The organism is Adhaeribacter terrigena, assembly GCF_016623615.1.
GTDB classification, from domain to species: Bacteria; Bacteroidota; Bacteroidia; order Cytophagales; family Hymenobacteraceae; genus Adhaeribacter_A; species Adhaeribacter_A terrigena.
In genome coordinates this window covers 874,930-892,310 of the sequence record NZ_JAEHFX010000001.1, presented here as the reverse complement: position 1 = coordinate 892,310, position 17,381 = coordinate 874,930, and the positions used below count along the sequence as shown (strand labels likewise).

The following is a 17,381-nucleotide window of genomic DNA, read 5'->3' as shown; positions in this document are numbered from 1 at the left end:
TTTTTATTTTTAATTTGTTTTTCAAGTTCTATTGTTTGGAAAGCTGCCGGGCAAAAATCAGTCCCGGATTTTATCGAGCAGGCGGTTTAATTCCTGCGCTTCTTTTTCCGTTAAGTTATTCAGGCCAATTTCCTGTTTTTCCATGGCCACATCCATCTTCTTAAGCAATTCCAGGCCGGCATCCGTAATTAAAATATCTACCGAACGGCGGTCGTTGGGGCATTGCTTGCGGGTAGCCAGACCTTTCACTACCAGTTTATCCATAATGCGCGAAACATTGCTCGTTTTATCCAGCATGCGTTCCATTAACAAATTAACGGTAGCCGGAGTAGGGTGCTGTCCGCGCAATATGCGCAACACGTTAAACTGCGGCAACGTGATGCCAAACGGTTTAAAAACTGCTGCCTGTTTCACCCCCAGATAGTTAGCCGTATAAAGGATATTGATCTGGGCTTTATGGCCTTCGCTTTTAAAAGCTTTCTGCTGAATTTCGTCTTCTATTCTCATAAGCTTCATGTCTTTTCAGCATTTACGTTGCAAATATATGTACATACATTAAATGTACAAACATTAGTTCCGGAAATTTTGAAAATATTTTTTTTTGAATGATCCCTAATAAACCAGAACCGGCGTTAAAAGTTGGCACATTTACTACAAAAGCACTTTTCAGGCAAAAAACCCTAGCGTTTTAGGCTTAAAAAATATTTTGCACTTTTTCCAACTAGCGTAAATAAAGCAAGCCGGCTTCCTCTTTCACGATCTGAAAAGGCTCTGCTTTCACGATCAGGAAACCGTCGAGATCGGCGGTTTGCGCCAACCGGCTGAGCTGCAAAGCGCTCCAGATACCGAGCGAGGTTTCTACCATGCAGCCGATCATTGTTTTCATACCAAAAACTGCGGCTTCTTCCAGAATGCGTTTGCCATTCAGATACCCGCCCGCTTTCATCAGTTTCATGTTCACCCCATGGAATTGCGGTTTGAGGCGCTCAAATTCCGGCTGATCCAATACCGATTCGTCGGCGTAAATATCGAATGGCGATTTTTTCTTCAGGTAAATATAGCCGTCTTCTTCCGTTGCCGGCATGGGCTGTTCTATGAACATAATATTGTAAGGCCGCAGTTTTTCAAGGAAAACCAATAGCGTTTCCGGCTCGGTCCAGGCTTCGTTGGCGTCTATCAATAATGGCCCGGAGAAATTTTGGGTAACCTGGTGCACTGTTTCCAGCCCGGTTTCCCGGTTCACTTTCACTTTTAAAGCTGAAAAACGGCTTAAATTATTCTGGGCAATGAAACCGGCAATTTTTTCCGGCTCCATTATGGGCAGCGAAAACGTAGTAGCCAGTGGCAGCGGTTCCGGCACGCCTAGAAAATCAGGCACGGTTAAATTAAGCCGCTGGCAGATAAAATGAATGTAAGCCGATTCTACGGCAAACCGTAGCGCATTGGCCGGTTTCTGGGTATTCAGCAAAACCAGAAGATCATCCAGCGAACGCACTTTATTTAAACCAGCCGCCACCAGGTCGCCAAATTCCACGATCAGGTTTTCGGGCGTTTCGTGGTAGCGAATGTTAGGCGCCGCTTCCCCTATTCCGGTGTGGTGTTCGTCGGAAACGCGCACAAACAAATTTATTTTAGATTCTGAAGTGTTGCGCGCAATTTTCCAGACGTAATTCAGTTCCAGCGCCAGCGCTTCTATGTGCCAGTTCAGCATTTTTAATTCGTTTAAAAGCCCGTTCAGGAGAAGCCGAAGTTCAGGGAAATTCCGCCCTAATCAAAACTTCCGGCCAAATCTTTCCGCTTTTGCGCTGCATTTGCTTTCGGCCTGACCACGCACAGAAAAAAAATAATCGTTACTTTTAAGGCTGAAACAATTATCAGGGTACAAATTTCCGCTCCGGCAGACTTTTTAGCCCCCAACCAATACCATTTTCTGAATGCAACCTTCAAGAAGCAGAATTTTTGGCTTAGCGGCCTTTATTGCCCTTACCATCGCGGCCATTATTACGGTACTTAATCTTTACAATTTCATTGCAGTGCCTGAAGTGGTAGCTGCCGGTTTACGCTGGGCGGCCATTGCAATTTTAGTGGGCTATGCTTTTGTCCGGAAAAATTTAACGACCTGGATCCTGGTGAGCATGGTGGTGGGCGCCGAGATCGGCAACGATTTCCCGGAAATTGCCATGCACCTCAATATTTTCAGCAAGGTCTTTCTCAAGCTTATCAAAACCATTATTGCCCCGCTTATTTTTGCAACGTTAGTGGTGGGCATTGCCGGCCATTCGGATATGAAACAGGTGGGTAAAATGGGTATTAAAGCGCTTATTTACTTCGAAGTAGTTACCACCATTGCCCTTTTTATTGGCCTGGCTGCTATCAACATTTCCAAAGCCGGCGAAGGCATTGTATTAAAAGGCGCTGCTGACCACGGCGAAATTGTGGCCCCGCCCAAACAAACCATTTCTGATATTATTCTGCACGTTTTCCCGGAGAATATTGCCAAATCCATTGCCGAAGGCCAGGTGTTGCAGATCGTGGTTTTCAGCGTAATTTTTGGTTTTGCCCTGGCCATGCTCAGCGCCGAAAAACGCAAACCGATGCTGAACTTTGCCGAAAGCCTGGCCGAAACCATGTTCAAATTCACGAACATTATTATGTACATGGCTCCGGTTGCGGTGGGCGCGGCCATTGCCTATACGGTCGGCCACATGGGTTTTGGCATTTTGCTCAACCTGTTCAAATTGCTGCTCACGCTTTACGTAGCCTTGATTGCCTTCATTTTGCTGGTGCTTTTGCCGGCCGCTTTAATGTTCCGCATCCCGATCAAACGTTTCCTGAAAGCAGTTGCCGAACCGATCTCCATTGCCTTTGCCACTACCAGTTCCGAAGCCGCTTTGCCGCGCGCCATGGAGGCTATGGAAGCCATTGGCGTGCCTAGAAAAACCGTAGCGTTTGTAATGCCGATGGGGTATAGTTTCAATTTAGATGGCACCACGCTTTACCTTTCTCTGGCTTCGGTTTTTGTAGCGCAGGCTGCGGGCATAGACCTAAGCTGGGGCCAGCAACTGCTTATGGTTTTCACCCTGATGCTCACTTCTAAAGGCGTAGCCGGCGTACCAAGAGCTTCCCTGGTAATTTTATTAGGAACTGCGGCTTCCTTTAATTTACCGGTAGAACCCATCTTTATTATTCTGGGAATTGATGAACTGATGGACATGGCCCGCACCTCGGTAAACGTGCTGGGAAACTGCCTGGCAACCGCCGTAATAGCCCGCTGGGAAGGTGAATTTCAGGACAATCCGGCCTTAGACTACATGGAACTGGAAGAGGTAGTGAAATAAAAAACGCTATCATTTTTTGCCTGAAAAGTATGGAGCCTGGTTCTTTTTGAATCGGGCTTTTTTATGCCCTTCCCCGAAACCCGTACAGAAACGTCTTTTTCAGCCCTTTCCCGTAAAAGCACAAAAAACGGTATACAGCCAACCCCTAAAACTGCTTAGCACGATGGATAACTTATTAAATGCCGAAACCCCGCCCGGAAACCTGACCAATTATGCCGGTTTCTGGCGCCGCGCCGCTGCCCTTTTTATCGACATGCTCATTCTCTCGGTACCGGTGTATTTCCTGGCAACCTGGTTCAGCGATAACCCGACTCCGGAAATAAATCCTACTACAACCGAAGCCATCGAATACCAGTACTTCAATATTTACAATGCTACCAGTTTCCTGATTAACTGGCTATATTTTTCCTTGTTCGAAAGCTCTGCCAAACAGGCAACTCTGGGTAAACAGGCCATGAACCTGTACGTGTGCAGAATAGACGGAAGCCGGCTTACTTTTTTGCGGGCTACCTTGCGTTATTTCGGCAAAATTGTTTCCGGCATTACCTTGCTTATTGGCTATATTATGGCGGCCTTCACCGAGCGCAAGCAGGCACTTCACGATCTGATCGCCGACACCCTTGTGCTCCGGAAATAATATCGTTTTTCATTCCTAAAGTTCAGGGCAACTGTTTCTATCCGGCTTCGTTTATTATGAATGATGGCCTTTTGCGCCGTTTTCTGCCCTTAAATTTATGAATGATCCGAACACCCAGACTTTAGAAGCCAGCATCGAAACCTTTCCGTTCAATACGGTGCTGAGTTTTTTACCCATAATTGAATACTGGCGCGCCAAAACCAATGAACCCAGCAAAGCCCTTTCGCTGGTAGCCCGCCAGATTGCCAAAGAACTGAAAGACGCACCCGAATTACTGGAACCTATCGAAGATTTTACGGTGCTCGAACAGCATTACGAATTGGTGGCGCAACTCATGTCGGCGGTTTTTCCGGCGGCTACTTTCGAAACCGAAACCATGGGCGCCATTACGCCTTTGCAGGATTTCAGTTTTTACTTTTCGCCTAAATTTTCGGAGATAATTCTGAATAACGACCACGAACTGAAGCAGCCGCTGAACATGGATACCAAAACCATGCATTATTACCTCACGCGGCTTACCTACATGCTCATTCTAGAAAAATTCTACCACATACCGCAGCCGCCGCGGGAGCCGCTTATTTATACCATTCCCGATTACAAAACCGGGTTATACCGCCATTACAACATCGAACTGAACTCCAGTTTCCTGAAGATTCAACACTCCGGCGAAAACCCGGAAATAACGCCGGAAACCATTCAGCAACTCTACGACAACATCAACAACCTGGAAATGTGGATGGAAGTGCTGCCTCCGGAACAGTTTACGCTGGAAGGGTTTTACGTAATGAAACTCGTGGATGTAACTGATCAGGAAGTGCTCTCGTCGTTGAAATACGACCTGCTGCAAACCGACGTAATGCTGGCCGCCGACCGTTTTGAACAATTGCAGGAAAAGATCCGCGTGCTTTTTAAGCGCCCTAATCTGCAATTAGGCGTAACCGCTTTTCACAAGAACCGCAATACGTTCGTAAACTTCGGCAATAAAATAAACCACAGTTTCCTGGTTCAGAACATTAAAGACAGCAACTTTTCGCGCGAATTCCGGGCCATGTACCGCCAGCTGATCCAGGAAAATAAACCCCTGGTGGTAAAAGATGTGGCCTCTTCGAACCTGCCCGAAAAAATAAAAAAAGAAATTCTGCGGCTGGGTATCAACAACATTATTCTGGTGCTGCTTTGTTTTCACGACGAAACCATTGGTATTCTGGAACTGGGTTCGCCAAATTCCAACGATCTCGATAATTTTTCACTCAGCAAAGTAGAGCAATTCATGCCGCTTTTTTCGGTAGCCGTAAAACGCAACGCCGAAGAAATCGAGAACCGCGTGCAGGCCATTATCAAAGAACGGTTCACGGCTATTCATCCGGTTCTGGAATGGCGGTTTAAAGAAGCTGCCCTCAACTTTTTAGAGCTAAGCGAGACCAGTAAACAAGCTGAAATGGAGCCGATCATTTTCCCGGAAGTGTATCCGCTTTACGGCGTTTCCGACATTCGCGGCTCTTCTACAGAACGCAATAATGCTATTCAGGAAGACCTGATCGAACATTTGCAACTGGCCGAAAACGTACTGATAAAAGCCCTGGAACTTCAGGAATTGCCCATTCTGGATGAACTGCGTTTTTTTATTTCCAAGCATCTGGAAAAACTGAAACAAGGGTTATTATCGGAAGATGAAGTAAGCATTTTCAATTCTATCAAAACCGAAGTAGAACCGCTTTTCGAATACCTCGAAACCACGAATCCGGAGCTGAAACCGGTAATAGACACGTACTGGGAAGCCATGGATCCGAAGCTGGGCATTCTATATAAACGCCGTAAAAGTTTTGAAGAAAGCCTTACTACCCTGAACGATGCTATTTCCGACCTGCTCGATGAGGAAGAAGAAAAAGCCCAGGAAATGTTCCCGCATTATTTTCAGAAGTATAAAACCGACGGCGTAGAACACAATATTTACATCGGTGAGTCATTGGTAGATGGTATTCAGTTCGACCCGATCATTCTGAAAAACATGCGCCTCTGGCAGCTGATGATGATGTGTAAAATATCGAAAAAAACGGCTATGCTTAAAGAAAACCTGCAGGTTACGCTCGATACCACGCACCTGATCCTCATTCACGCGCAGCCGCTTTCCATCCGTTTCCGGCTCGACGAGCGGCAATTCGACGTGGACGGGGCTTATAATATCCGCTACGAGATCATCAAAAAGCGCATCGACAAGGCCTACATCGTTAATTCTGAAGAACGCCTTACGCAGCCCGGTAAAATTGCCATTGTGTATTCGCAGGCCAAAGAAGCAACCGAATACCTCGAATACATAGATTACCTGCAGAACAAAGGCATTCTGGAGGAAGATATTGAGAACGTAGAAATTGAGGAATTACAGGGCGTGAAAGGTTTGCAGGCTTTGCGGGTGAAAGTAAAAAAATAACCTTCTTTGCTTCTAAAACGCTATGGTTATTACCTTAAAAACTGCCGGCAAACGAACCTGAACCGGATTTTAAAAGCCCCTGGCCCGGCGAATTTTACGGATTTCGTTGAGCCGGCGGTGGCGTTCGCGCAGGTAAAAATACCGTTCCAGCTGGCGTACTAAAATTACCGAAAGCACCACCCAGAACAAGCCTGCCGAAAGGCCGGCAATTACATCGGTGGCATAATGCACGTTCAGGTAAACCCGGCTCACCGCAATTAATAACTGCCAGATCAGCAACGCGATACAAACCACAAGGCGCAGCCATTTATTTTCTATGTTTACCCAGCTAAGGTAAATAAGCACGCCATAAAAAGCGCCGCCGATCATGGCGTGCCCGCTCGGAAAACTAAAGCCGCTCTGGTGGTAAAAAGCGGTTTCGGGGCGCAGCCGGCCAAAATTATTTTTCAGGTATTGGTTCAGCAAAAAACTGCCGAGCGTAGCGCTCAAGATCTGGGCCGAAAACCACCGCCATTTCTTAAACAACAGAAAAAAAACGATAAGCGCCGCCGGCACGGAGAGTAGAAAACGCTTGGAGGCAAAGTAGGTAATAAATTGCATCAGGTCCGTCATGAAAGTCGAACGCTTCGTAGCCAGCCAGGCAAAAGCGGCCTTATCGAAATCATCTTCTTTGTCGAGAAAAATTTCCTTGGTAAGGAAGAAAAAAATGCCGAAACAGGAAATGAATATAGCCAGCAATACCAGGGCTTCCAAGGTAAAGAAAGTCCAGAAAGTGAGTTGCTTTTTATTTTCCTGCTGCATAAGGACTTAATATTAATGCTTGCTTAAAACCTGAATTCTGCAATAAAGGTTACTCTTATTATTAGCTTCATCCATCAGTACTTTCAAATCGCACAATCTGATCAATTAGAATTAAAATGTTTCAGGAAAAGACGAATATCAATAATATAATAATATTATTCTAATTACTACTACAATTATTTGAATATAATATATTTTTATTATACATTTGTAATATATTTATTTAGCAAAAATAAAAGCAAATATCTTTAATTTACTAAAATGAAAATTATGGAAAATTCTAAAAACCCAACTGTATCGACCCAAACTGAAATGGCTAGCAGAATGATGCAAATAATTGACCACTTCTATAAAGGAAATAAACGGGCGTTCGCGCAGGCTATTGAGCATAAACCGGGGGCATTGAATTACTTCCTGCCTGGTGGGGAAGGTCGCAAGGGGTTTCCTGGGTTTGAGGTGATTAACAAAACCCTTAACGTGCATCCAGATGTGAGCGCAGAGTGGCTGATAAGAGGAATAGGAAAGATGCTTGACAGAAAGGACGCTTTGCTGGCGCATGTTGCTAAAAATGGGGAAGCCATACGCCTGAAGGAAGTTGAAAAAGATCGTGATAAATGGGAGGCCTTATTCCTTGAGTGCCAGAAGAATCTTACCAATTTAATTGCAAAATCATAGCTACAATAAAATTATTACAAATGTCTTAAAATTTGTAAATAATAATAATAATAATAATAATAATAATAATAATAATAATAATAATAATAATAATAATAATAATAGGGTATAATACTTAAGCTAGGAATCAATAGCAGTAAAAAGGCGCATATATTTTTAATCAATGTTATTAATAGAATAAAAAAAATGAATGCCCTTTAATTGACTACCCTTAAAACGAAAAAAGCCCCGGGGTTACCGGGGCTTTTCAGAAAGATGCTTCGTGCATCGTGCGCACGGGGAGACTCGAACTCCCACGGGACAACTCCCACAGGCTTCTGAGACCTGCACGTCTACCAGTTCCGCCACGTGCGCATTAGTAGACTACTAACCAATCCGGGAAACCCTTTTCGATTTAGTGATGCAAAGGTAAAATTTAATTTCAGAAAAACCATACCGCTGCCAAAAAAAATTACTCCACTTTTACGGCTGCTTCTTCCACGATCGGGTTCAGGTTGCGTTTAGAATAACGTTCCAGTTTCCGCAAACCGTAAAGGCCCAGTATAACCCACAGAAAACCAGCCGAAAAGCCCGCTATTACATCAGTAGCATAATGTACGTGAAGATAAACCCGGCTGCAACCGATCAGGATAATAGTTAAGATCAGCAGGCCGGTTAAAAAATAATATAATCTCCGGTTCTCGATATTATGCCACGAAAGGTAGATCAGCAGGCCGTAAAAAGAGGCACTTACCATGGAGTGGCCGCTCGGAAAACTCAGGCCCGATGCCTCTACCAGATGCGGAATAATAGGCCGCTCGCGATGAAAGAAAAATTTGGTGATCAGGTTAAGCGAAATACTGCCCACCGCAATTACCGGCACTTTAACCGAATACCACCTGTGCTTTTTTATGAAAAGAAAATAAACGATGAGCAAAATGGCCGACCCGGTTATAAAAGGCGCATCGCCCAGAAACGACATAAAGATCATAAAATCAGTAACTGCCGGCGAACTCAGGCTATCCATGAAATCGAAGGCCAGTTTATCGAATTTCACTTCTCCCCCGCCCCTGATCTTGGAAGCCAGAAACAAAAACATAATGATGCTGCCCAGAAACAGGGCCAGAATCAAAAATAATTCTAAAGTAAAAAGCGCAAACATGGCCACCAGGCGCACCCAGGCCCGTTCAATAATTTTCCGCATAATTTAAAACGGTAGTATTTGAAGCTTAAAAAGTAAAACAGTCCATAAAAGTAAAGAATTTTCCAGCAAAGCCCGGCTATGCTCACACCATCTTCCGTAAAATTACTTTTTTCAGAAAATTATGAAGCATTACGCCCGTTTGTTCGTCGCGGTTCCCTTGCCCGGTTTGCTAACCGAAGAACTTGTAACTTATCTGCCCGCTTATGAAAAACCAGGCGTGCGCATTATTCCCGAAGAGAACTGGCATTTAACCGTGCATTTTATTGGCAACGTACCCAAAACGCAGGTTCCGGAAATTGCTGAAAAACTAAATACCTTGGCGCCGCAGCTGGAAAATTTCGAACTGAAACTACTGCGCGTGGCTCCCGGACCCAATGCCAAAATGCCACGCCTGATCTGGGCCGAATTTGCCGCAAACCAGGCTTTCGAAAAAATGGTACGTGCCGTTACGTTTGCCTTAGGCGCTAAAATGGATCATCAGCACCCGGTTGCCCACGTTACGCTTGCGCGGTTTGCCAAAGATATCCGGCCGCCCAAAATGCCCCAGACACCTGCCAAAGAGAATACGCTGTTCCCGGTGCAGGAAATTTCGCTTTGGGAATCGGAATTACGGAAGCCGCACCCGCATTACACCATTCTGGAACGCTATACTTTAGGCAACAAAAACCCGGAACCTGAAAACAATTAAGCTTTAAAAACGGTATGCAAAACCGGTAAAAAACTCTTCTGCTTCATGAATACTTCCGATATCACCCGCATTGTGCGCAAACTCCAGACCAGCAAACTCACCGTTGCTTTTGCCGAAAGCGCCACGGCGGGCATGCTCGCTTCCGAAATTGTGAAAGCTAAAGGCACCGGCACTACGTTTCTGGGCAGCATTGTAACCTATAACGAAAGCGTAAAACAAACCTTGCTGGGCGTAAAAAAGAAAACCCTGGAACTTTATACCGCCGAAAGCCAACAAGTTACCAATGAAATGGTAATGGGTTTGCACAAACTTTTAAACGCCGATTTCAGCATTGCCGTAACCGGGCTGGCCGAAACCGGCGCTTCCGAAACGGATAACAAACCAGTAGGCACCGTTTTCTTTTCCATGTTTTATAAAGATAAGATCGAAGAGTTCCGGGAAGTTTTTGAAGGAACCTCCGAAAATGTGCGCAAGCAAGCCACCGAATTTATCTTCACCAAAATGGAAGAAATTTACGACAGGCACTTCTAGCGTTTAAGTCTGTGTTTCCCCACCCAACAACTATTTCAGGGGAGCCTAAAACCGTCAGCTAAATCAGCCGGCAATGAAGTCTGAACACGATTTTAAGGATTTACTGGATGGGCAGGATTTTTGTCTGAATCTGAATTATCAGAATTAAATAATTTACAGAATTTCTCTTCCAACTTCTTCTGCCCATATCGCCAGCGCAGCGTCACCTGAAGATCACGTTATCCGGAAAACTAAACTAAAAAGAAGCAAGCTACGAAGGGAAGCTGATACCAGTTTCTGTGAGAGCGGCCTCCAAGACTTCCGGTGCCGAGGAACGAGGCAGCCTGCCAGGGCAGGAAGGGTTGCAGCCGCGAACGCAGAAACGAAGCCACCCGGCTGGAGGGAAAAAGCTTACTATGAAAGTTAAAAGTTATGGGTTGAAACCTGCAATGAAATTGAGAAGCCAAAAAGCTTCCCTCTGATTTAGCTATTTAGGTGGGGTAAAACACTATTCAAACTAAAAAACTCAATAGCTAACTTTCTACAAACCTGATGAGATCTCTCCTTTCGTCGAGATGACCGAGAAAAACACTATGCTTTCAGCCTGAAAAAATCAACAGCTTACTATTTAGTACCAACACTTCCCACACCTTAAAACCAAAAAACCCTTACATTCGCCACAAAAAACATTGCAAAACAACTTCAACTTTGTAGCCCCTTTTTACGACCCGCTCGCCAAACTTATTTTCGGCAGCAGCATTCAGAATTCCCAAACCTGGCTGCTGCCTTTTATCCCCCAAAATGCCACCGTTTTAATAATCGGTGGTGGCACGGGCTGGATTCTGGAAGAAATGCTGAAGCAAACCAACGTAAGCAGGATCCTTTACCTCGAAGCGTCGGAAAAAATGCTGGAACAAAGTCAAAAACGCTATGCAAAAAGCCCCAGAAAGTCTGCTGTAAAAGTAGAATTCCGGCTGGGAACCGAACAGGAATTAAAGCGCGAAGAAACGTTCGATGTGGTCTTTACCGGTTTCCTGCTCGACCTGTTTCAGCCTGAAAACCTGCAGCTACTCATGCATAAACTTTACACGCATTTAAAACCAGCCGGGCTTTGGCTCCTGGCCGATTTTGCGCCGCAAAACGCTACCCGGTACTGGCAAAAAAGTCTGCTCAAATCCATGGTACTGTTCTTCAAACTTACCGCCAACCTACAGGCAAACCGCCTGCCCGAAATTGAAAAAGCTTTCGAAAAATTTCCGCTGGTACAAAAGCAAAAAAAACATTTTTATCACGATCTTATTTTCGGGGCAGTTTACCTTAAACGGTAATGCTCAGGATCTGAAACCGACCGGAAATCCCGCCGGAAAACGTTATGGTTTTCATCTGAAAAACTGCTTTCATATACCTTGTAAACTTAACATTCCGCCATTTTTTCTTATCTTCCCTGTTCCAAGCTTTTGCGTACTATGAAAAAAATATTACTGCGTTCTACCGCCAGTTTTTTACTGCTTTTTCCTACCCTTTTACTAGCCCAAACGCAAACCAATTACACCGTTTCGTTTCCCAATTTAGTGCATCACGAAGCCGAAATTACGGCCGAATTTACCGGCGTACCTGCAGAAGTTTTGGAAGTGCGCATGGCTCGCAGTTCACCGGGCCGGTATGCGCTGCACGAATTTGCCAAAAATGTATATGCCGTAAAAGCCACCAATTCCAAAGGCGAAACGCTGAAAATAACCCGTCCCAATCTGCACCAATGGAATGTAACGGGCCACAATGGTACTGTTAAAATCACCTACACGTTATTTGCCGACCGGCCGGATGGCACCTACGCCGCAGTAGATGAAACGCATGCCCATTTAAATGCCCCGGCCACGTTTATGTATGCCCCGGTTTTCGACCAGAAACCCAGTTTCGTAAAATTCGAGATTCCCGCCGGAAAGAACTGGACCATTGCCACCCAGCTTAAACCCGAAACTGCTAAAAACACGTTTTCTGCCCCGAGTTTCCAGTATTTAATGGATTCGCCCGTTAAAATAGCCGACTTTATGTGGCGCGAATGGCCGGTCCAGGAAAATGGAAAAACCCAAACCATCCGCTTCGCCCTGCACCATAATGGTTCCGCCGCCGAATTCGATAAATACGTTGAGGATACTAAAAAAATGGTGCAGGAAGCCAAAGACGTTTTCGGTGAATTACCGGCTTTTGATTTCGGAACCTACACCTTTATTGGCTGCTACATGCCGCACGCCGCCGGCGATGGCATGGAACACCGCAACTCTACCATCCTTACTTCCTCCCGGCCTTTAAAAACCCACGCCAAAGATAATCTGGGGACCGTTTCGCACGAATTTTTTCATGCCTGGAATGTAGAGCGCATTCGTCCGCAAAACCTGGAGCCTTTTAATTTTGCCGATGCCAACTCAAGCGATGCACTCTGGTTTGCCGAAGGATTCACGAATTATTACGGCGATCTGCTTTTATGCCGCAGCGGTTTACTCTCGGTAGATGATTACGCCAAAGTTCTGAGCAACAACCTGAACAATTTCCTGCTGCTGCCCGGCAAAGATCTTTATTCTCCGGCCGAAATGAGCCGGCAAGCCCCTTTTGTAGATGCCGCCCGATCTGTAGATAATACCAACCGCCTGAACACTTTCGTTTCTTATTATACGCACGGCGATGTGCTAGCCTTAGCCTTAGATCTGACTCTACGTTCCGAATTTGCAGGTATAAGTTTAGACGATTATATGCGCGCCATTTGGCAGAAATACGGCAAAACGCAAAAGCCATACGTGCTCAAAGACCTGGAACAAACCCTGGCCGAATTAACCAAAAACGAATCTTTCGCCAGCGAATTCTTTCAGAAATACGTTTACGGGCACGCGCCGATAGATTTTAACCCGCTCCTGAAAAACGCCGGGCTGGAGCTGCGCCCCGAAAAACCAAACGAAGCTTCTTTGGGTTTTGCGCCGCTTTCTTTTGCCAGCAACCGTGCCACCATGCAAGCCGGCAGTTTACGCGGCAGCCCTTTATACCAGGCCGGGCTAGAAAACGAAGACGTGCTTTTAAAACTGGATGGCAAAAAAATAACCAGCGCCAAAACCCTCCAAAACATCCTCAAAAAACACAAGCCCGGCAATAAAGTAACCTTAGAATTTATGCAGCGCAGCCAGGTAAAAACAGCCACGGTAACTTTAATTGAAAATCCGGATATAGAAGTGGTCAGTACCGAAAAAACCGGCAAAACGCTATCGGAATCGGCAAAAAAACTGCGCGATAATTGGCTGAAATAATGTGCTAATTTTTCAATGGGCTCAAGTGCTATTTTAAATCCCTAATCGTAATGCACTTAACTGTGGCATTGACCACATGGTGAAACAGACAAACCTGGATAAAACCTGGCATTCAGAAACACACTTTTCCGGCCAGATTTCCGTTAAAGGAAAGAACCGCAGAATTTTGTAACTTGCTCTCGCACGGCAAATACTTTTACCTATGAAACTGAAACTTACTTTTATTGCCCTTTCCGCTACCCTTAGCTTTACCGCTTTCGCGCAGCAAACTGAAAAAGCGGCTTTAACCAATGCTGTTCCGGAAGTTGCAACAACCCTTTCCTCCGATTCCGTTGCGAAAACTACTCCTGTTGCGCCAGTAAAAACGGTAGGGCAAGTGCCGCAAAAAGTATCGTTCAGCTTATCGGCCGGCACCATGTTCAGCAATTACGGCCATGCTTCGTATTTATCGCCGGCCATGTACTACCGCCTGAACAACAGATTCAGCGTGTTTTCCAGCGTAACGTATCTGAACAGCAATTTCGCGCCTTTTGCCAACGAAAACCGTCCACCTATGGCTACCAAACATTATCTGGTGCATGTAGGCGGCGCTTACGATGTTTCCGACAAATTACGTTTATCGGGTAGCGTGTGGCGCGACTTTTCCGGTATTTCCGGCCAGCCCGAACTGATGAACGGTCTTAAAATGCCGGCCAGCTACGGTACCGAATTCAACGCCAGCTACAAGTTCAGCGAAAACTTTTCCGTGCACGGCAGCATTCGTACTTCCCACGGAAATCCATACAGTTCACCATATTTCAACAATTACAATTCCTATAATTCCGGCTTCGGCCGCAATCCGTATTTCGGGTTATAAATCTGAAATAAAACCTGCAAAGGAACCTGTCAGCAAAATTCGGCAGCCTGGAAATCAACCCACCCAACCCTCCCCTAATTCAGGGGAGGGCTTTTTTTGATCAGGATTTTCAGGATTCAAGGATTTTCAGGACAATTGTCTGAACTGTGATTTTTATGATCCTTATGATTAGCGTGACGATGTAGGGACAGGTCGCGACCTGTCCGCACGCATTCCCGATCAATACTGTCTGAATTGGGATTTATCTGATTATGGTGTTTTTTTGTCTGAACACGATTTACAAGATTAAAAGATAGACAGGATTATTTTTAATTTGATTTTCACACATATCGCCAGCGCAGCGCCCCAGAAAATCACGTTATCCGAGAAACTAAAATAAAAGAAAGTCAGCTACGAAGATAAACCGACACCAGTTTCTGCGTGCGCGGCCTCCTATTCATACGGTGCCTTTAGGCAGGCCGCAAGGCCAGTTTGAATAGAAGACGCGAACGCAGAAATCACAGATTCAGCGGAGCTAAACGAAGCCACCCGGCTTGAGGGAGAAAGCAAATTTGAAAGAAAAAAGTTAGAGGTTGAAAGCTAAAAGCCAGTTATAAAAATGGTATCCTTTTAGGCATAAAACTCAATTGCAAACTAACATATTAGCTTGACTAGATCCCTCCTTTCGTCGGGATGACGATTAAAAAATACACTAACCTTTCAAACCAAAAAAACACCAAATCTTTTAAATCCCCAATCATAATTCCCCTAATACCAACAGCTTTCTTAAAAAAACATCCGTTTCAGCGAAGAAAAAACAAACCATAAGCTAAAATCCCTGATTTCCTTATCTTTGCCCATTGCAATAAAGGAATTTCCATGTCGCCAACGCTTATTATCGGCATCATCGCCGCGTATTTCTGCATTCTGATCTTTATTTCTTTCCTCACCGGCAAGAATACCGATTCGCAAACCTTTTTTCTCGCCAACAAACAATCACCCTGGTACATTGTAGCATTCGGTATGATCGGCACGTCGCTCTCCGGCGTTACGTTCATTTCCATTCCCGGCACGGTTGCCACCAATAGTTTTTCTTATCTGCAATTGGTGCTGGGTTATTTACTCGGTTACCTGGTAATTGCTACGATCTTAATGCCGCTCTATTACAAGCTGAACCTGGTTTCGATCTATACTTATCTGGAGCAGCGCTTTGGTTTCTGGAGTTATAAGACCGGCGCGTTTTTCTTTCTGCTTTCCAGAACCATTGGCGCGGCCTTAAGACTTTATGTAGTGGCGCTGGTTTTACAGCTGGCCGTTTTCGATCCGCTGGGCGTACCGTTCTGGCTTTCAGTATTAATTACCGTAATGCTGATCTGGGTTTACACGTTCCGGGGCGGTATGAAAACCATTATCTGGACCGATACTTTCCAGACATTGGCCATGCTTATTTGCGTAGGCACCACCATTGTGCTCATTTCCCAGGACCTTAACCTGAGTTTTGACGGCATGGTAACCACCATTTCGGAAAGTAAATATTCCCAAACCTTTTTCTGGGATCCAAAAGACAGCAAATACTTCCTGAAACAATTCTTTTCCGGGGCCTTCATCACTATTGTAATGACGGGGCTTGATCAGGACATGATGCAGAAAAACCTGAGTTGTAAAAACATCGGCGAAGCCCAGAAAAACATGTTCTGGTTCAGTATTATTCTGGTGCTGGTAAATATTTTCTTCCTGACCTTGGGCGCTTTGCTATACATTTACGCCGATACCAAAGGCATTCAGTTACCGGCCAAAGGCGACGATGTGTTCCCATTCCTGGCGCTGAATCATTTCAACGTACTGGCCAGCGTTACGTTCATCATCGGCATTGTAGCCATTACCTACGCTTCCGCCGACTCGGCCTTAACAGCTTTAACCACGTCTTTCTGCGTCGATTTTCTTGATTTTGCCAACCGCGACGAACACCAGCGCGTACGGTACCGCTACCTGGTTCACCTCGGTTTTTCGTTTCTGCTCATGCTCGTGATTCTCATTTTCCGGGCTATAAACGACCAGAGTGTAATTGCTGCCGTGTTTAAAGTGGCCGGCTATACTTACGGCCCACTGCTTGGCTTGTATGCTTTCGGGCTTTTCACCAAACGCCACCTCCGCGATAAATTGGTACCGCTAGTTTGCATTATCTGCCCCATCCTTACTTACATTACCAATGAAAATTCTGAGATCTGGTTCGACGGTTATAAGTTCGGTTTCGAAATACTGATGTTAAATGGTTTCCTGACTTTCATGGGCTTGTGGTTTATTTCCAAAAAGCATCCCGAAGATGTAACCGTACTCATGCCGGTAGCATCGTAAACTGTAGGCTTTCGCCAGAAATCCAGAAGCAGGTTAACTGTTTCGGCTTATGAGCTAAGCCTTACACTATTTTCCAGGAAGAAATAAAAAGCCCTGAATTGCACAGCATCAGCAATTCAGGGCTTTTTTTGGCTGTTTTAGGGATTCGAATTCCTGTTTTTTTGCGTTGATTTATCCTAAAATTCAAGACCTCAGTTTCTTAGAGAAGAACCGGAAACCTTTAGCTTACAACTAAAGAACCTTCACGACCATTACCGTGTGTAGGGAGCAATATTCTGCGTTTTTCAGATGCCGGAAGCCCTAATCCCATTTAATTCTTCTACCTCGATTGGAGACGCAAAACATTGCGTCTCTACCTTTTATAATCTGGTCTAAAACTATGGTGCTACTCGTCAGGTTAAGGAGAGTCAGTTTATACGACTGGGCAGTATTCGTAACCAATATTGAAAACAAGGATACACCAGCTTTAAATAGGTATAATACAATTCACGGTAGTTTTAAGGGTTTTGTCAGATTGCAATTGGTCTGAGAACTAAAAATGAGAAGGGGCTACAAAGGGGAACCTGCTTCCTTAACATGAATTTAATGTCCGTTCCTGTAATTTGTTATCCTTTCTGAAAAGAACAAGCGTACTACCA

The 17,381-nt window shown here is 45.0% G+C and carries 14 protein-coding genes and 1 tRNA gene; 10 read left to right on the top strand and 5 right to left on the bottom strand.

All coding sequences use genetic code 11. The annotated features are described in order from the left end of the window. Positions 1–57 precede the first annotated feature (57 nt). Positions 58–516, bottom strand: a complete 459-nt coding sequence (locus I5M27_RS03600) for a MarR family winged helix-turn-helix transcriptional regulator (RefSeq protein ID WP_317193544.1) — start codon at positions 514–516, stop codon at positions 58–60. 205 nt (positions 517–721) lie between these two features. Continuing rightward, positions 722–1,711 (bottom strand): enolase C-terminal domain-like protein, encoded by a 990-nt coding sequence (locus I5M27_RS03595; protein WP_200504647.1) that lies wholly within the window; start codon positions 1,709–1,711, stop codon positions 722–724. Positions 1,712–1,934: 223 nt separating this feature from the next. Here I5M27_RS03595 and I5M27_RS03590 point away from each other — a divergent pair, with 223 nt between their 5' ends. From I5M27_RS03590 to I5M27_RS03580, 3 genes are all read left to right on the top strand, one after another. Continuing rightward, positions 1,935–3,338: a dicarboxylate/amino acid:cation symporter gene (locus I5M27_RS03590; RefSeq protein ID WP_200504646.1), complete on the top strand. Its 1,404-nt coding sequence runs from the start codon at positions 1,935–1,937 to the stop codon at positions 3,336–3,338. Positions 3,339–3,501: 163 nt separating this feature from the next. Continuing rightward, positions 3,502–3,975 carry an RDD family protein gene (locus tag I5M27_RS03585; RefSeq protein WP_200504645.1) on the top strand — a complete coding sequence of 158 codons (474 nt, stop codon included), beginning with the start codon at positions 3,502–3,504 and terminating at the stop codon, positions 3,973–3,975. Between the two features lie 97 nt (positions 3,976–4,072). After that, entirely contained in the window at positions 4,073–6,403 is a 2,331-nt protein-coding gene (locus tag I5M27_RS03580) for a GAF domain-containing protein (RefSeq protein ID WP_200504644.1), read from the top strand. 69 nt (positions 6,404–6,472) lie between these two features. Here I5M27_RS03580 and I5M27_RS03575 read toward each other — a convergent pair whose 3' ends face one another. Further along, entirely contained in the window at positions 6,473–7,204 is a 732-nt protein-coding gene (locus I5M27_RS03575; protein WP_200504643.1) for a phosphatase PAP2 family protein, read from the bottom strand. Positions 7,205–7,474: 270 nt separating this feature from the next. Between I5M27_RS03575 and I5M27_RS03570 the strand changes: the two genes are divergently transcribed. After that, positions 7,475–7,879, top strand: coding sequence for a hypothetical protein (locus tag I5M27_RS03570; RefSeq protein WP_200504642.1), 405 nt, complete (start codon positions 7,475–7,477; stop codon positions 7,877–7,879). A 270-nt stretch (positions 7,880–8,149) separates the two neighbouring features. On the opposite strand, the gene I5M27_RS03565 is transcribed toward I5M27_RS03570, so the two are convergent. Then, positions 8,150–8,233: transfer RNA gene (locus I5M27_RS03565), tRNA-Leu, on the bottom strand. 97 nt (positions 8,234–8,330) lie between these two features. Further along, positions 8,331–9,062, bottom strand: a complete 732-nt coding sequence (locus I5M27_RS03560; RefSeq protein ID WP_234462361.1) for a phosphatase PAP2 family protein — start codon at positions 9,060–9,062, stop codon at positions 8,331–8,333. A gap of 121 nt (positions 9,063–9,183) precedes the next feature. Between I5M27_RS03560 and thpR the strand changes: the two genes are divergently transcribed. From thpR to I5M27_RS03530, 6 genes are all read left to right on the top strand, one after another. After that, positions 9,184–9,750, top strand: coding sequence for an RNA 2',3'-cyclic phosphodiesterase (gene thpR / locus I5M27_RS03555; RefSeq protein WP_200504641.1), 567 nt, complete (start codon positions 9,184–9,186; stop codon positions 9,748–9,750). A gap of 45 nt (positions 9,751–9,795) precedes the next feature. Continuing rightward, positions 9,796–10,281, top strand: coding sequence for a CinA family protein (locus tag I5M27_RS03550; RefSeq protein WP_200504640.1), 486 nt, complete (start codon positions 9,796–9,798; stop codon positions 10,279–10,281). Between the two features lie 668 nt (positions 10,282–10,949). Continuing rightward, positions 10,950–11,588, top strand: a complete 639-nt coding sequence (locus I5M27_RS03545) for a class I SAM-dependent methyltransferase (protein WP_200504639.1) — start codon at positions 10,950–10,952, stop codon at positions 11,586–11,588. A 138-nt stretch (positions 11,589–11,726) separates the two neighbouring features. Further along, the gene (locus tag I5M27_RS03540; protein ID WP_200504638.1) at positions 11,727–13,553 is read left to right on the top strand and encodes a M61 family metallopeptidase; all 1,827 of its coding nucleotides are present in this window, start codon (positions 11,727–11,729) and stop codon (positions 13,551–13,553) included. Positions 13,554–13,755: 202 nt separating this feature from the next. Beyond that, on the top strand, positions 13,756–14,409 hold the full coding sequence (locus tag I5M27_RS03535; protein WP_200504637.1) for a hypothetical protein: 654 nt from the start codon (positions 13,756–13,758) through the stop codon (positions 14,407–14,409). Between the two features lie 858 nt (positions 14,410–15,267). Continuing rightward, entirely contained in the window at positions 15,268–16,743 is a 1,476-nt protein-coding gene (locus I5M27_RS03530) for a sodium:solute symporter (RefSeq protein WP_200504636.1), read from the top strand. Positions 16,744–17,381 lie beyond the last annotated feature (638 nt).

Excerpts from the sequence above, each read along its gene's own strand:
- I5M27_RS03535 (WP_200504637.1), top strand. The coding sequence starts at position 13,756 with ATGAAACTGAAACTTACTTTTATTGCCCTTTCCGCTACCCTTAGCTTT.
- I5M27_RS03590 (WP_200504646.1), top strand. The coding sequence starts at position 1,935 with ATGCAACCTTCAAGAAGCAGAATTTTTGGCTTAGCGGCCTTTATTGCC.
- thpR (WP_200504641.1), top strand. The coding sequence starts at position 9,184 with ATGAAGCATTACGCCCGTTTGTTCGTCGCGGTTCCCTTGCCCGGTTTG.
- I5M27_RS03595 (WP_200504647.1), bottom strand. The coding sequence starts at position 1,711 with ATGCTGAACTGGCACATAGAAGCGCTGGCGCTGGAACTGAATTACGTC.
- I5M27_RS03585 (WP_200504645.1), top strand. The coding sequence starts at position 3,502 with ATGGATAACTTATTAAATGCCGAAACCCCGCCCGGAAACCTGACCAAT.
- I5M27_RS03580 (WP_200504644.1), top strand. The coding sequence starts at position 4,073 with ATGAATGATCCGAACACCCAGACTTTAGAAGCCAGCATCGAAACCTTT.
- I5M27_RS03600 (WP_317193544.1), bottom strand. The coding sequence starts at position 516 with ATGAAGCTTATGAGAATAGAAGACGAAATTCAGCAGAAAGCTTTTAAA.
- I5M27_RS03575 (WP_200504643.1), bottom strand. The coding sequence starts at position 7,204 with ATGCAGCAGGAAAATAAAAAGCAACTCACTTTCTGGACTTTCTTTACC.
- I5M27_RS03550 (WP_200504640.1), top strand. The coding sequence starts at position 9,796 with ATGAATACTTCCGATATCACCCGCATTGTGCGCAAACTCCAGACCAGC.
- I5M27_RS03540 (WP_200504638.1), top strand. The coding sequence starts at position 11,727 with ATGAAAAAAATATTACTGCGTTCTACCGCCAGTTTTTTACTGCTTTTT.
- I5M27_RS03530 (WP_200504636.1), top strand. The coding sequence starts at position 15,268 with ATGTCGCCAACGCTTATTATCGGCATCATCGCCGCGTATTTCTGCATT.
- I5M27_RS03560 (WP_234462361.1), bottom strand. The coding sequence starts at position 9,062 with ATGCGGAAAATTATTGAACGGGCCTGGGTGCGCCTGGTGGCCATGTTT.
- I5M27_RS03570 (WP_200504642.1), top strand. The coding sequence starts at position 7,475 with ATGGAAAATTCTAAAAACCCAACTGTATCGACCCAAACTGAAATGGCT.